The sequence below is a fragment of the Neopararhizobium haloflavum genome, assembly GCF_002750855.1.
Lineage (GTDB): Bacteria > Pseudomonadota > Alphaproteobacteria > Rhizobiales > Rhizobiaceae > Georhizobium > Georhizobium haloflavum.
Window position 1 is genome coordinate 190256 of the sequence record NZ_NWUC01000007.1, and the last position, 15315, is coordinate 205570.

13 protein-coding genes and 1 riboswitch are annotated in these 15315 nt (G+C 62.1%); of the genes, 5 read left to right on the forward strand and 8 right to left on the reverse strand.

Features of this window, described 5'->3' with window-relative positions; translation table 11 throughout:
- Positions 1–34: 34 nt before the first annotated feature.
- Positions 35–784 carry a biosynthetic peptidoglycan transglycosylase gene (locus CN673_RS15895; protein ID WP_099867356.1) on the reverse strand — a complete coding sequence of 250 codons (750 nt, stop codon included), beginning with the start codon at positions 782–784 and terminating at the stop codon, positions 35–37.
- Between the two features lie 136 nt (positions 785–920).
- Between CN673_RS15895 and CN673_RS15900 the strand changes: the two genes are divergently transcribed.
- Together CN673_RS15900 and CN673_RS15905 are read left to right on the forward strand one after the other, a co-directional pair.
- On the forward strand, positions 921–1844 hold the full coding sequence (locus CN673_RS15900) for a polyprenyl synthetase family protein (RefSeq protein ID WP_099867357.1): 924 nt from the start codon (positions 921–923) through the stop codon (positions 1842–1844).
- Positions 1845–1953: 109 nt separating this feature from the next.
- A complete protein-coding gene (locus CN673_RS15905; protein ID WP_245409951.1) occupies positions 1954–4422 on the forward strand; it encodes a response regulator in 2469 nt (822 codons plus the stop codon).
- Here CN673_RS15905 and ispG read toward each other — a convergent pair.
- On the reverse strand, positions 4419–5678 hold the full coding sequence (ispG, locus tag CN673_RS15910) for a flavodoxin-dependent (E)-4-hydroxy-3-methylbut-2-enyl-diphosphate synthase (protein ID WP_099867358.1): 1260 nt from the start codon (positions 5676–5678) through the stop codon (positions 4419–4421). The genes CN673_RS15905 and ispG overlap by 4 nt on opposite strands.
- A gap of 276 nt (positions 5679–5954) precedes the next feature.
- On the opposite strand from ispG, the gene CN673_RS15915 reads away from it, so the two are divergent.
- Positions 5955–6494, forward strand: a complete 540-nt coding sequence (locus CN673_RS15915) for a histidine phosphatase family protein (protein WP_245409952.1) — start codon at positions 5955–5957, stop codon at positions 6492–6494.
- A gap of 4 nt (positions 6495–6498) precedes the next feature.
- Here CN673_RS15915 and CN673_RS15920 read toward each other — a convergent pair whose 3' ends face one another.
- The 4 genes from CN673_RS15920 to CN673_RS15935 form a co-directional block, all read right to left on the reverse strand.
- Positions 6499–7506, reverse strand: coding sequence for an aldose epimerase family protein (locus tag CN673_RS15920; RefSeq protein ID WP_099867360.1), 1008 nt, complete (start codon positions 7504–7506; stop codon positions 6499–6501).
- Positions 7507–7512: 6 nt separating this feature from the next.
- A complete protein-coding gene (locus CN673_RS15925) occupies positions 7513–8970 on the reverse strand; it encodes an NAD-dependent succinate-semialdehyde dehydrogenase (protein WP_099867361.1) in 1458 nt (485 codons plus the stop codon).
- A 76-nt stretch (positions 8971–9046) separates the two neighbouring features.
- A complete protein-coding gene (locus CN673_RS15930) occupies positions 9047–10231 on the reverse strand; it encodes a vWA domain-containing protein (protein WP_099867362.1) in 1185 nt (394 codons plus the stop codon).
- A 38-nt stretch (positions 10232–10269) separates the two neighbouring features.
- Entirely contained in the window at positions 10270–11109 is an 840-nt protein-coding gene (locus CN673_RS15935) for an AAA family ATPase (RefSeq protein ID WP_099867363.1), read from the reverse strand.
- 90 nt (positions 11110–11199) lie between these two features.
- Here CN673_RS15935 and CN673_RS15940 point away from each other — a divergent pair, with 90 nt between their 5' ends.
- The gene (locus tag CN673_RS15940) at positions 11200–11607 is read left to right on the forward strand and encodes a DUF4345 domain-containing protein (protein ID WP_099867483.1); all 408 of its coding nucleotides are present in this window, start codon (positions 11200–11202) and stop codon (positions 11605–11607) included.
- On the opposite strand, the gene CN673_RS15945 is transcribed toward CN673_RS15940, so the two are convergent.
- Together CN673_RS15945 and CN673_RS15950 are read right to left on the reverse strand one after the other, a co-directional pair.
- Positions 11608–13425 carry an ABC-F family ATP-binding cassette domain-containing protein gene (locus CN673_RS15945; protein ID WP_099867364.1) on the reverse strand — a complete coding sequence of 606 codons (1818 nt, stop codon included), beginning with the start codon at positions 13423–13425 and terminating at the stop codon, positions 11608–11610.
- Position 13426: 1 nt separating this feature from the next.
- On the reverse strand, positions 13427–14089 hold the full coding sequence (locus CN673_RS15950; protein WP_099867365.1) for a thiamine diphosphokinase: 663 nt from the start codon (positions 14087–14089) through the stop codon (positions 13427–13429).
- 64 nt (positions 14090–14153) lie between these two features.
- Positions 14154–14266, forward strand: a riboswitch (TPP riboswitch).
- A 43-nt stretch (positions 14267–14309) separates the two neighbouring features.
- On the opposite strand from CN673_RS15950, the gene thiB reads away from it, so the two are divergent.
- Positions 14310–15314 carry a thiamine ABC transporter substrate binding subunit gene (gene thiB, locus CN673_RS15955; protein WP_099867366.1) on the forward strand — a complete coding sequence of 335 codons (1005 nt, stop codon included), beginning with the start codon at positions 14310–14312 and terminating at the stop codon, positions 15312–15314.
- Position 15315: the final 1 nt, after the last annotated feature.

The window sequence follows — 15315 nt, forward strand, 5'->3', positions numbered from 1 at the left end:
GGAGACGAGACTTTCACTAGTCAATTCGCCGCGATCACCCATAAAGGCACTTGATATATGCGCCAGACTGGCGCGCACGCGCCTCGATATTGCCCGCCAGACGGCGCAAACCTGCAGAGGGTGCTGCCGGGTCACGTTCATGAGGATTGGGCAATGTCACCGCCAGAAGCGCCGACTGCGATGGCGACAGCTGGCTGGCGGGCACACCGAAATGGTGTTGTGCAGCGGCTCCGATCCCGTAGACGCCCGGCGCCCATTCGGCAATATTGAGATAGAGTTCCATAGTGCGCTGCTTGGTCCAAACATAGTCTGCCGAAAGCGCCAGGGGCACTTCCAGCGCTTTGCGAACGAACGACCGGCCCGGCCACAGGAACAGGTTCTTGGCCGTCTGCATGGCAATGGTGCTCGCCCCGCGCGTGCGCTCGCCCGCCATCGCCCCGTCCAGAACCGTGTTGAACGCATCCCAGTCGATGCCGTCATGGGCGCAGAACCGGCCATCTTCGGACATCATGACCGACTGGACCAGCACAGGTGCGATCGCGTCGAAATCGACCCACTCGCGCCGGAACTCCCGCCCGGTCACAAGGTCGGCCAGCATCAGCGTCGAGACCGGTCGCACGCTCTCCATCCGGTATATCGGCAAGAGCAGGTAAGGCAGAAGCGCGATCAGGACCAAAAGAAGGACGGCACGCCGGACCAAGCGGCCGATGAAGCTGCCTTTGCGGCGGCGACGCGGCAATGCCGGCTCCTCTTCGAAATTCTCGGCGAAATGCCGTTCTCTCATTCGTCGTGCCAATCGCACGCCCTTTCAGCGACGCGTATCCTTCCTCATAACCACCCCTCAGGGTCAAGGCCAGCATGTTGGATGGGAGAGCCAAGAAAACATTGCCGATGCGATTGCGAAATGCCATGAGGCGCGCATGGACACGGCCGCAATCGACTTCGAACAGAAACTTGCCCTCTCGTCCGTGTCGGTGGAGGCGCGGCTTGCTGCCCACCTCCATGTGCATGCCGCGAACGACGAAATTGCACGCCCCGAGCGCCTGCTCGGCGCCATGCGCTACGCCGTCCTCAATGGCGGCAAACGGCTGCGCCCGTTTCTGGTTCTGGAATCCACACGGCTCCTTACCGACGATGCTGCACTTCTCAATGCCGCTCTGGACGTTGCGGCGGCTCTCGAATGTGTCCACTGCTATTCGCTTGTGCATGATGATCTGCCGGCGATGGACGACGACGCCCTGCGGCGGGGAATGCCGACGCTGCACGTCGCCTTCGACGAGGCAACGGCGATCCTGGCCGGCGATGCACTTCTGACGCTCGCCTTCGACATATTGGCGGCTGGCGCGGACACGCTGCCGTCCGATCGGTCCCTGTCACTCGTGCGCGCCCTTTCGCGCGCCGCTGGTCTCGGCGGCATGGCGGGTGGTCAGATGCTCGATCTCCAGGCGGAACGCGAGCAGCCGGACGAAGCCGGCATCATCCGGCTGCAAGCCATGAAGACCGGCGCGCTGATCCGCTTTGCATGCGAGGCGGGGGCGATCCTGACAGGAGCGACAGCCGAACACCGCACGCGCCTTCGCCAGTTCGGAGAAACGATCGGGCTTGCCTTCCAGCTTGCCGACGATCTTCTCGACGTGACCGCCGATGCGAGTGATCTTGGCAAGGCCACCGGCAAGGATCAGGATCGTGGCAAGGCCACGCTGGTGTCGATGCACGGTGCGCAATGGGCGGCCCGGCAGTTGGATGGCCTTGTCGCAGAAGCGCAGAGCCTGCTGACCCCTTTCACTGGGCGCGCGCTGACCCTCAACGAAACGGCTCGCTTCGTCGCCAATCGCAAACGCTAACGTCGGATCATCGCCGCACGACAACCGGAAATGGTGAACGCCGACCGCCTCCACGCTTTGTTAACCTTGACCGTCGATCCTTGCGCGGGGCAACAGTCGGGGCAATTCCTTGCAGGCGAATCGGTATTTCAGTCGAACGAGCGTCTCCACCTGGGCGCTCAGGATCGGCTATCTCACGGCGTTGGCTCTGATCGGCGCAATTTGTGCGTATTTTTTCGTTCAGCAGCGCAATCAGAACATCCAGACCAACCGTGTAGGCGCTCTGGCCGAAGAATTCGCGATCCTCGATGCCGAACTGACCGACATCAGCTATCAGGCCGAAAGCGTCGCCAACCGGTTCTCTTCCGAAATGCCGACTCTCAGCTTGCAGGCCCGACGCATGTCCGGTGCGGAGCGTCGCGCGTTCATGGCGAGCCAGCCCGTCCCTTCGCAGGTCAAATCCGCCAAGACCGGTCTCCTCTATCGGCTCGGCCAGGCCAACAAGTCCTTCGACGCCCTCCGCGTTCATTGGCGAGATGTGACGCCCGGACTGCGCGAGCGTATCCTCTCCAATGCCCGGTACATGCCGCACAATGAGCCCTTCCAGACCTACGCGCGCCTGCTCGATGCCAGCCGGCTGGAAGAAGCCGTTTCCGAATACGATTTGCACTGGTCGGCAAAGGAATTTCAGTCGCTCTACGAAAACAATGTTTCGCTATCGACTCGCCATGCACAGGCGGAGATTCGAGGGTATCTGGAAGATCTTTCGCGCAAGCAGGGCAACAGCCTCGCGCATTTCTTTCTGATCACCCTCGCAGCGCTCGCCGCACTACTGCTGCTGGTATTCATTCCCGTCGACATCGCGATCCAGAGGATGATGCGCAGGCTTGCGAAAAAGACCGCCGAAGCGGATCAGGCGATGATCAAGGCGCTTGCGGCGGACAGGGCCAAATCGGAGTTTCTGGCCAATATGAGCCACGAAATCCGCACCCCGATGAACGGCGTTCTGGGCATGGCAGAGCTTCTCTCCAAGACCGATCTCAATGCCCGCCAACGCACCTTTGCGGACGTCATCGTCAAGTCCGGCAACGCTCTCCTGACGATCATCAACGATATTCTCGACTTCTCCAAGATCGACGCCAACCAGATCGAACTCGATCCTGCCCCGTTCAACCTGCCCGAAACGGTGGAAGATGTCGCGACACTCGTGTCCGGCCGGGTCGCGGAGAAGGACCTGGAACTGATCGTACGCGTTCAACCGGACCTGCCGCAGACATTGGCCGGTGACGTCGGCCGGCTGCGGCAGGTCCTGACAAACCTCGTCGGCAACGCCGTTAAATTCACCGAGGTGGGGCATGTCCTCGTCGACGTATCCGGACGCGTTTCGGAGCGCCGAGCCACGCTCACCTTCACCATCGAGGATACCGGCATCGGCATACCCGAGAGCCAGTTGCAGAGCGTGTTCGAAAAGTTCAGCCAGGTCGACGCATCTTCAACGCGCCGCCATGAAGGAACCGGCCTTGGACTTGCCATCGCAAGGCGCCTCGTCCAGCTCATGGGCGGCGACATCGGCGCCTCCAGCGAAGTCGGCAAAGGATCCCGTTTCGGCTTCACGATCGATCTGCCCGTCCATGAACACGCCGTTTCACGCCGCATTGTGGCACCGATGGATATCTCCGGCGCGGGAATCCTGATTATCGAAGACAATGCCGTGAACCGCGCCATCCTGATCGAGCAGTTCGAAAGCTGGAACTTCGATTGCGCCGCCGTTGAAGACGGGCCATCAGGCATCGCCTTCCTGCGCCAGGCTCACGCGATGGGCGCAAGCGTCGATCTTGTCGTCCTCGACTACCAGATGCCGGACATGACGGGCGCCGATGTCGCTGAGATCATCCGCAGCGAGCCGAACATCGCCGCAACGCCGATCATGGTCCTCTCGTCGGTAGACCAGGTTGAAAACATGCGTTTTGTGCGTGAGCTTGCGATCGAAGCGCACCTCAGCAAACCGACCCGTTCATCGCTGCTCCTGGAGACGGTGACCTCCATCATTCAGACGCGCCGCGCGGGTGCTGCGGAGCGGGCCGTGACCGTGGTGCCGGATGCCCCAACGCCGGCTGAACCAAGACGCCCCGCCAAGGATGTCACACAGGCAACGCAGCCGCCGCAAACGCACGCTCCGACAGAAGCGGCAGACCAGCGCCGGATCGACATCCTCGTCGCCGAAGATAACGAGGTGAACCAAATCGTCTTCACGCAGGCGCTGGAGGAGTTGCCCCACAGCTTCAAGATCGTCGGCAATGGCCGGTTGGCCCTGATGAAGTGGGAACTCCTTCGTCCGGCGCTGATCCTCATGGACGTCTCCATGCCGGAGATGAACGGCCACGAAGCCACGATGGAAATCCGCAAGAGGGAAAAAGCGCTCGACTTGCCACGCACGCCGATCGTCGGCATCACCGCACATGCGCTCAAGGGCGATCGCGAGAAATGCCTTGAAGCGGGAATGGACGACTACATGTCCAAGCCCATCTCGCCGGACATGCTGGCATCAAAGATCGCCCATTGGCTGGAGGAGCGCAGTTCCGTCCGCCGCAGGGCTTAGTGCCGACCTTCCCCGCGTCCGAAACGCTGCTCGATATATTCCGCCACCATCGCCTGGAAATCATTGGCGATCGTCGGTCCGCGCAGGGTCTTGGCCTTCTTGCCGTCGATGAAAACCGGAGCCGCCGGGCTTTCCCCCGTACCGGGTAATGAAATGCCGATATCCGCGTGCTTTGATTCGCCCGGACCATTGACGATGCATCCCATGACGGCGACCTGCAGGGCCTCGACCCCGGGATAACGCTCGCGCCAGACGGGCATGTTCGTCCTCAGATCCCGCTCGATCGTCTGGGCCAGTTCCTGAAAGACCGTCGATGTCGTACGCCCGCAACCTGGGCAGGCGGCGACAACTGGCAGAAACTGGCGGAACCCCATCGTCTGCAGGAGTTCCTGCGCCACCTGGACTTCCCGGGTACGATCCCCATTCGGCTCCGGTGTCAGCGAAATCCGGATCGTGTCGCCTACGCCCTGCTGCAGCACGATGCCCATCGCGGCCGCCGACGCGACGATGCCCTTGGTGCCCATTCCGGCCTCTGTCAGACCGAGATGCAGGGCGTGATCGGTGCGCCGCGCCAGTTCGAGATTGACTGCAATGAGATCCTGCACCTGGCTCACCTTGGCCGACAGGATGATACGATTGCGTGGCAGGCCGATCTCTTCGGCAAGGCTGGCCGACAGGAGCGCGGACTGCACGATCGCCTCGCGCGTGACCTCTTGCGCCGTCAAAGGCGAGCCCCTGTCCTGATTGTCGTCCATGAGCCGTGTCAGAAGCTCCTGGTCGAGCGAACCCCAATTGACGCCGATCCGTACCGGCTTGTCATGACGAATGGCCGTCTCGATGATGGCGGCGAACTGACGATCCTTCTTGTCCTTGAAGCCTACATTGCCGGGATTGATCCGATATTTGGCCAAGGCCGCTGCACAGTCTGGATGCTCGGCGAGAAGCGTGTGGCCGATATAGTGAAAATCGCCGACGAGCGGCACGTCGACCCCGAGCCGGTCGAGACGCTCCCTGATGCGCGGCACGGCGCGCGCGCTCTCCGCCCGATCAACCGTAATGCGAACGATCTCGGAGCCCGCCTTGTGCAATGCGGCAACCTGCGCGACCGTCTGGTCGATATCAGCCGTGTCGGTGTTGGTCATGGACTGGACGACCACCGGCGCGCCACCCCCGACCATGACGCCGCCCACGTCAACTGCCACCGAGGCGCGGCGCCTGAGCGGCTCGGTCAGGAATGTTTCAGTCTTGTCAAGCATGGTTCGATCCGGCGTCGTTGGTCCCGACTGCCTGCTTGAAGTGATACAGCCGGTTGCCGATGTCAATGCGATGGAGTTGGGACATCGGCAGCCGCGACCACGAAATCGACCAGCACCCGCACGGATAGTTCGCGGTCGCCGCGGTGCGAGCGGGCTGTGCGTCCTCAGCGTGCCCCGCGACCACTCGCCCCTTTCAATGGCTGTCACAAAGCTTAAGTATCCGGTGAGATGATTGTAGCGTTCTCTTCACGAAGCTGGATTTGGCTCGCCGGGCCCTTGATCGCGCTTCTTCTGGCGCCCGTTGCCGAGGCGACGGAAGCCGCGTGGGCCAGAATCGGTAATGGCGGATACACGATCCTTCTTCGCCACACGCAGATGCTGGGCTCGCGCGATCCTCCGGGCGTCGACATATCCGACTGTTCGACGCAGGCAAATCTTTCCGACAATGGCCGCCAGCAGGCGCGCCGGCAGGGCACACGCTTTGCGGCACGTGCCGTCAACCTGACTGCGATCATCGCCAGCCCGTATTGCCGGACCCTCGAGACCGCCGATCTGGCTTTCGGCTCATATCCGGTCGAAGAAAGCGCGGCACTGAACCCGCTGGAAGCCTCGGATGACGAAGCGGCGCAGATCGATGCCATGATCGCGCTGATCAACGGATTTCAAGGACCGGGCAACCAGGTCTTGATCACCCATGCCGGCAATATCCGCGCCTTGACAGGAAGCGACGCGCGGGAAGGCGAAGCCATCATTCTCGCACCAGTCCCGGAAGGCGGCGAGCTGCCCGAGATCGTCGGGCGGATCTTGCTCAACTGACCAGTCAGCGCCGCTTGAAGATATAAGAGGTCTCCTGCCGCAGCGGCACGCCTGGCTCGACGAAACACGGCGGAAACTCTGGATGGTTGGGTGCGTCGGGCCAGTTCTGTGTTTCCAGGCAGAAGCCCGCATAGGGTCCATATTCTCGACCTTGCAGGCCTTTGACCGGGACGCCAATCTTGTGCCCGCAATAGAACTGCACGCCCGGCTCGGTGCTGTGCGTCGCCATTTCCACGCCGGACAAGACACCTCGCGCCAGCGCCACTGGCCGCATGGCTCGCCGCTGCCGCGCGACGCAAAAATTGTGATCGTAATTCACTTTCGGCGGCCCGCCTTCAAGGCCGATTGCGCGCATCTGTCGAAAATCGAACACCGTGCCGGCAACCGGCGCAATTTCGCCCGTGGGGATTTGTTCGGCGTCCGTGGGCAAATAGTGGTCGGCAGATAGCGCCAGTTCATGGTTGAGGATGGTCGTCGCGCCATCGAGATTGAAATAGCTGTGATGGGTGATGTTGGCAGGCGCGGCTTTGTCACTTCGCGTCACATGCATAATCGAAAGTTCCCCGCCGGGCTTGAGCCGATAGGTGGTTTCGACCGTGCATTCGCCCGGATAGCCCATGTCTCCGTCGACAACGCTGATCGATAGCGTGACGCTGTCGTCTGTCTGCGTTGTCACCTGCCAGTTGCGCCGGCCAAGCCCGGCCGAACCGCCATGAAGGTGATTGCCATTCTCGTTTGCTTCAAGCTCGACTGTCCGGCCTTGGAACGTGTATCTCGCCCTGGCGATGCGGTTCGAAAAGCGCCCCGGCGTCGCACCGAAATGGGGGGAGTGGTTGAGATAGTCCGGGAGGTTGTCGAATCCGAGCACGAGCGGTGGTCGATGCCCCTCCAGTCTCAGGTCCTGCAGCACCGCCCCATAGGTCAGGATATGCGCCGTCAGGCCGCCGCCGGTGATGGCGATCCGGCGGACGGCTTCGCCCGCCGGCATGGTTCCGAATAGCGTGCACGCCATTGCGGCTCAGAAGCCGAGGCCGCCAAGGCAGACATATTTGGCCTCAAGATACTCCTCGATGCCCTGATGGCCGCCTTCGCGGCCGAGACCAGACTGCTTGACGCCGCCAAACGGCGCTTCGACGGCAGTGATCACGCCTTCGTTGACACCTACGAGCCCATAGTCGAGGCTCTCCATGACACGATAGGCGCGGCCGAGATCCTTGGTGTAGAAGTAGCATGCAAGGCCATAGATCGTGTCATTGGCAAGCGCGACACCTTCTTCCTCGGTCTGAAACTTGTAGACCGGGGCCACAGGCCCGAAAATCTCTTCCTGCGTGAAGCGCATCTCCTTCGTCGCATTGGAAATGACGGTCGGCTCATAGAACGTGCCGCCGAGCGCATGCGGCTTGCCACCAGTCTCGATCTTGCCGCCCTTTTCCCTGGCATCGGCGACCAGTTCCTCGACCTTTTCCAGCTGGTCCTGATCGATCAGCGGTCCTTGGACCGTCCCGTCTTCGAGGCCATCACCAACCTTCATCGCCTTGGCCTTTTCGCTCAGCTTGGCAACGAAGGCGTCATAGATGCCGGACTGGACGATGAACCGGTTGGTGCATACGCACGTTTGGCCCGTGTTGCGGAACTTCGCCGCGATCGCCCCATCCACGGCGCGGTCGAGATCGGCATCGTCGAAGACGACAAACGGCGCATTGCCGCCAAGCTCCATCGATACCTTCTTCACGGTGTCTGCCGACTGGGCAATCAGCTTGCGGCCGACCTCTGTGGATCCCGTGAAGGTGATCTTGCGGACCAGCGGGTTGGACGTGAGTTCGCCGCCAATGGCGCCGGAGCTGCCGGTCACGACGTTGATGACACCGGCCGGGATGCCGGCCTCTTCGGCCAGCATGCCCCACGCAATGCCGGAATAGGGCGTTGCCGTCGCCGGCTTTACGACGCTCGTGCACCCGGTTGCGAGCGCTGGCCCGATCTTGCGCGCCAGCATGGAAGACGGGAAATTCCACGGCGTGATCGCCGCAACGACGCCGACCGGTTGCTTGATGACCATCATGCGGCGGTCTGCCCATGACGAAGGTATCGTCTCGCCGTAGATCCGGCGCCCTTCTTCGGCAAACCAGAGCACATAGCCGGCCGACATGCCGACCTCGCCCTTGGCCTCGGCCAGCGGCTTGCCCTGCTCCATCGTCAGGAGCTCCGCCAGCGCATCCTGGTTGTCCATGATCGCATCGTGCAGCGCGCGCATCAGCTTTGCACGGTGCGCCGCGGATGTGGCCTTCCATTCGCCGAATGCCTTGTGCGCCGCCTCGATCGCGCGCTTGGTCTCGGCCGCGCCCGATTTCGGAACGCCGCCGATGCGCTGGCCTGTCGCCGGATTGACCACGTCGATCGTCTCGCCGCTATCGGCCTGAACCCATTCGCCACCGATCAGGTTGGCTTCCTTCAGAAAACGGCTTGTGCGTGTGAGCATGATCCTGTCCCTTCGTTCATCAGTCGTGTCATCAGGCGAACGACGAGCGGTGCCCGGCGTTCCGTCGAATTGCCGCTCAGCGTGACAGCTCCCGCGTCGCCTGGTCGAGACCGCCAAGCGTCAACGGATACATGCGGCCTGCGAAAAGCTCCCGGATCATGCCGATGGAATGCGTGTAATTCCAGTGATTTTGCGGCGTCGGATTGATCCATGCGGCATGGGGGAAATGGCCGAGCAGCCGGGACAGCCAGACGTGACCCGCCTCCTTGTTCCAGTGCTCGACCGAACCACCCGGATAGGCGATCTCATATGGGCTCATCGCGGCATCGCCGATGAAGATGACGCGGTAGTCCGAGCCGTAGGTGCGAAGAACATCGAATGTTGGAAGCACCTCGGAGTGCCGTCGCCGATTGTCCTTCCACACCCCCTCGTAGAGGCAGTTGTGGAAGTAGAAATAGTCCATGTGCTTGAATTCGGCGCGCGCCGCGGAAAAAAGCTCCTCCACGACGCGGATGTGGTCGTCCATCGATCCCCCGACATCGAAGAACATCAAGAGCTTGACGGCGTTTCGCCGCTCCGGCCGGGTCCTGACGTCGAGATACCCATGCTCGGCTGTCGATCGGATCGTGCCGGCGAGGTCGAATTCCTCGTCGGCACCGGCGCGGACCCAGCGGCGCAGACGCTTCAGCGCGACCTTGATGTTGCGCGTGCCGATTTCGACATTGTCGTCGAAATTGCGAAAATCGCGCTTGTCCCAGACCTTGACGGCGCGCCGATGGCGGCTGGCGTCTTGCCCGATCCGAATGCCTTCCGGATTGTAGCCATAGGCGCCGAACGGCGACGTTCCGGCCGTTCCGATCCACTTGGATCCCCCCTGATGGCGCCCCTTCTGCTCTTCCAGCCGCTTCTTAAGCGTCTCCATCAGTTTGTCGAAGCCACCCAGTGCCTCGACCAGCTTCTTCTCTTCCTCGCTCAGATGCTTCTCGGCAAGACGCCGCAGCCACTCTTCCGGGAGATTGGCGGCATCGACGCCGCCGTCACCGGAAACCGCCTCGATGCCTTTGAAGACATGGGCGAAAACCTGGTCGAAACGGTCGATGAAACGCTCATCCTTCACCAGCGCTGCGCGGGCCAGATAGTAGAACCCCTCCACGTCATAGGTGACGAGGTCGGCGTCCAGTCCTTCCAGCAATGTCAGGAACTCGCGCAGCGAAACGGGAACCTTCGCCGCCTTGAGCTCGAGAAAGAAGGGAATGAACATGGCTCACCCTATCGCGCGAATGCGCGGATCATGAAAACTCAGCCCTGCCGCCTGGCCATGAAGGCAAGCCGCTCGAAGAGATGAACGTCCTGCTCGTTCTTCAAGAGCGCCCCATGGAGCTTCGGCAACGCGTTCTTGGCGTCGCCGCGCAGATCTTCCGGTTGAACGTCGTCCGCAACGAGGAGACGGATCCAGTCCAGCGCCTCCGAAGTCGACGGCTTCTTCTTCAGGCCAGGCACCTCGCGCAGATCGTAGAACTGCGCCAGCGCCGCGTTGACGAGGGATCGCTTTATGCCCGGATAATGGACATCGACGATCCGCGACAGGGTCTCGGCATCAGGAAACTTGATGTAGTGAAAGAAGCAACGGCGCAGGAACGCGTCGGGCAGCTCCTTTTCATTGTTCGACGTGATGATCACGATCGGCCGGTTGCGCGCGCGGATCGTTTCCCCCGTCTCGTAGACGAAGAACTCCATGCGATCGAGTTCCTGGAGGAGATCGTTCGGAAATTCGATGTCGGCCTTGTCGATCTCGTCGATCAGCAGCACGACGCGCTGGTCGGTCGCGAATGCCTCCCATAGCTTGCCGCGGCGAATATAGTTGCGGATGTCATTAAAGCGCGCGTCGCCGAGCTGGCTGTCACGCAGCCGCGAGACGGCATCGTATTCGTAAAGCCCCTGCTGTGCCTTGGTGGTGGACTTCACATGCCATTCGAGAAGCTCGAGGCCGAGCGCCGAGGCGACCTGCCGCGCAAGTTCGGTCTTGCCCGTCCCCGGTTCGCCTTTCACCAGAAGCGGCTTTTCGAGCTGGATAGCGGCATTGACGGCGACCGTCAGATCTTTTTCGGCGATATAGGCGTCGGTCCCGTCAAAGTGCATGAAACAGCATCCTCATTCTTGTGCGGCGCGAAACTAGACCGTTTCCGTCCGCGTTGGAAGGACACCAGGACGCAACGAAAAGGGATGGCGATGCCCGCCAAGTCACAGTTGAGCCTCCGGCTATTGCAGGCAACGGTTGCAACGCTTGCACTCGTACCGATTTCGGCCGGTCTGCTCGGTGTGCTGCGCGGACCGGCGTTTCTGGGACTCGATGCTCCGCCCCCCACCGATCTCGACAGCCATCTGCGTTTCCTGTCGGGTGTTTTCCTGGCCCTCGGCCTTGCCTGGTGGAGCTGCATCCCTGCGATCGAAACGAAGACGGCGCGTTTTCGGCTGCTCGCATGCGCCACGGTCGTCGGTGGGCTTGCCCGCCTTGCTTCCCTCGGCCTTCTCGGTGCGCCCTCTGCCGGCCATATGGCGGGTCTTTTCATGGAACTGGTCGTCGTGCCGCTGCTCGTCTTTTGGCAGGCGCGCCTTGCCCGCAGACCAACGCCTTGATCAGGTTCCGAGTTCTTCGCGCAGCATTTCCAGTTCGAGCCACTCGTTTTCCATGTCGGCCAATTGCGCCTTCAGTCGCTCCAGTTCCTTGGCATCCTTCGCGAAAGCATCGGGCTGCTTGGCGAAATAGTCGGGCGCTGCCATGCGCCCCTCAAGGCTGGCGGCCTTGATCTCGGCCTCCTTGATCTTGCCGGGCAACGTCTCCAATGCGAATTTCTGCTTGTAGGAGAGCTTCGAAGGCACCGTAGATCGGCCCGCAGGTCGATCCGACGATTGGGCGGGCTTGGCTTTTGCGGCCTTTGCCGCAGTCTTCTGCTCTTCGCCGCGCTGCGCCAGCATGTCCGAATAGCCGCCAGCATAGTCTATCCACCGCCCGTCAGGGGCGAGCGGATTGGCCGGCGCGATCACCGACGTGACGGTGCGATCGAGAAAATCGCGGTCGTGGCTGACGAGAATGACTGTGCCAGCGAATCCTGCGACGATCTCCTGCAGAAGATCCAGCGTTTCCATGTCCAGATCGTTGGTAGGCTCGTCGAGGATCAGGAGATTGGAGGGCCGTGCGAGAATTCGCGCCAGCATCAGGCGCGCTCTCTCACCACCCGATAGTTCGCGAATGGGCGTGCGCGCCTGCTCCGGCTGGAAGAGAAACTCCTTCATGTAGCCGGTCACGTGCTTCTGCTCGCCATTGACCAGCAGCGTATCGCCGCGCCCGTCGGTGAGATAGTGAGCCAGCGTGTCGTTTTCGTCGAGATCCTCGCGCTTCTGGTCCAAAACCGCGACATCGAGATTCGTGCCCAGCTTCAACGTGCCGGCGTCGGGTTCCAGCCTGCCGATCAGCATGTTGAGCAACGTCGTCTTGCCTGCACCGTTCGGCCCCACAAGACCGATCCTGTCGCCGCGGTGAACCCGCAGCGAAAAGCCGTCGACGGCTTTGAAAGCGCCATACGCCTTGCCCAGCCCCTCCGCCTCGATGACCAGCTTGCCCGACTGCGCAGCATCCGAAGTGGCCGCCTCGATGCGTCCGGTCGGACCTCGGTGTTCACGATGGTTCTTACGCATATCCTGCAGTTCCGACAGCCGCCGCACATTGCGCTTGCGCCGTGCCGTCACGCCATAGCGCAGCCAGTGCTCTTCGCGCTCGATAGCCTTGCCAAGCTTGTGCAGGTCGCGCTCTTCCTCTTCGAGCACCTTGTCGCGCCACGTCTCGAAATGGGCGAAACCGCGGTCAAGCCGGCGCGTGGTTCCGCGATCGAGCCAAACCGTCGCACGCGATACCCGTTCGAGAAAGCGGCGGTCGTGCGAGATCGTGATCAATGCGCTGCGCGATGAAGACAGTTCCTGCTCGAGCCACTCGATGGTGGGCAGGTCGAGATGGTTGGTCGGCTCGTCCAGCAGCAGAAGGTCGGGTTGTGGTGCGAGCACGCGTGCCAGGCCCGCGCGCCGCGCTTCCCCGCCCGACAGCCGTGACGGCTCTTCCCGGCCGGTAAGGCCAAGATGCTCCAGCAGATAAGTCACGCGATAAGGATCGTCGCTCGGCCCGAGACCGGCCTCCGCGTAAGATTGCACATCGGCAAAGCCGGCAAAGTCCGGCGCCTGGAACAGATAACGGATCGTCGTCGACGGATGGCGGAAGACGTCTCCCGATTGCGGCTCGGCAATGCCGGCGGCGATCTTCATCAGCGTCGACTTGCCGGATCCGTTCCGCCCCACGAGGCAGATGCGGTCGCCGGCTTCAACCTGCAGCGATGCACCGGCAAGGAGCGGCGTCCCGCCAAAGGTGAGATGGATGTCGTCGAGTTTCAGGATGGGAGGCGCCATGTCAGGCTCCGGATCGATCGAAGGGGCGTGCCATCACCATTGCGCGGCCGCCGGCATGGCTGAAGGTGACGGGCCCTTCGGCAACATTGGAAATCGTGCGGGTATCGCCGAACGCGGCGAAGTGAGATGCCAGCGGATAGCGTGCACCGGCGATAGATAGGTTCTCGACGTCGGTGAAGGCAAGAACTGAAAAAAGGCTGCCGGCCGGAAGATCGAGCGTCAAGGGCGCCCCGATAAGCGGATAGGCCTCCTCCTCGCCCGACGTCAGCATCACTTCCGTGCCTTTTTCGGCGAGGGCAAGCCCGGTCGCCAAATGCGAAAAGGCATGATCGGAGCGCGCACCGCCGAACGGCCCCGCGATGACAATCGAACGGGCACCGCGCCGCAGCGCGGCATCGACGGCAATCTCCCCGTCCGTTGCGTTCTTCGCCGCAGGATGAAGCTCACGCTCCACGGTCCGCCACGTCGCCTGCAAATGTGCGTCGGCGGAATCGAAATCGCCGACCCAGAGCTCCGGTGTGACGCCCAATGCACCAGCATGGCGCATGCCGCGATCGGCGGCAATGACGCGCGCGCCGTCGATTTGGCGGCGCAGGCGCTCGGTCACCGTCACGTCGCCGCTGAGCAGTATGAGAAACAGGTCGGAGGGGGCATCGCGTGTCATCGGACGTCCCAATAGCAGGTTTGCCGACCCTTGCCAGCGTCCTGCGTCGGCATTAAACACGTCGATAGCTCTAACGGGGTGCCTCACGCTTTTTTGCGGGGGGCTGAGAGGCCGCCAGGCCAACCCGCGGAACCTGATCCGGTTTGTACCGGCGGAGGGATTAGCAGCGTCGCCAGCGCCTTTCCTCCGATACCGTCAAACGGCACGAAAGGCGCCTGCCATGCGTATTGTCTCCGCCATCTTCCTGTCCACCGCGGCCTTCGCCCTGCCCGCTGAGACACTTGCCCAGGATCGCACCCTGACGGTCTACACCTACGAGAGTTTCACGGCCGAATGGGGACCCGGGCCGATCGTGAAGGAAGCCTTTGAATCCCAGTGCGATTGCCGGCTCGAATGGGTGGCGGTGGCCGATGGCGTCGCCCTGCTCAACCGGCTGCTGCTGGAAGGCGACCAGGCGAAGGCGGGCGTGGTTCTTGGCCTCGACACGAACCTTGTGGTCGACGCCAAGCAGACCGGTCTTTTCACCCCGCACGAAATAGATACGACGGCCGTCGACGTGCCCGGCAACTGGAGCGACGACACGTTCGTTCCCTACGATTACGGACATTTCGCCGTGGTCTACGACACTGAGGCGATCGAGAATCCACCGACGAGCCTCAAGGAACTCGTGGAGGGCGACCCGGACGAGAAAATCGCCATCCAGGACCCACGTTCCTCCACCCCCGGCCTCGGCCTGCTGCTCTGGATGAAATCCGTCTACGGCGAAGACGCGGTCGATGCCTGGGCCGATCTCAAGGACCGTGTCCTAACCGTCGCGCCGGGCTGGTCGGAAGCCTACGGGCTCTTCACCGACGGTGAGGTTCCAATGGTTCTTTCCTATACCACTTCACCCGCCTATCACATGATCGCCGAAGACACCGACCGCTACCAGGCGGCCGCGTTCGATGAGGGTCACTATCTCCAGATCGAAGTCGCCGGCATCCTGAAGAATGCGCCTGATCCGGAACTCGCGCGCGACTTCCTGCGCTTCATGATCACCGAGGACTTTCAGGACGCCATCCCGACATCGAACTGGATGATGCCCGCAGGGCCAGTCAGCCAGGCTCTGCCGGACGCCTTCGCCGGGCTCGTCACGCCCGAAGAAACGCTGCTTTTCACCCCGGAGGAAGTGGCGCAGAACAGGCGCGCATGGGTCGATGAATGGCTGGCGGTGATGAGCGAGTAAC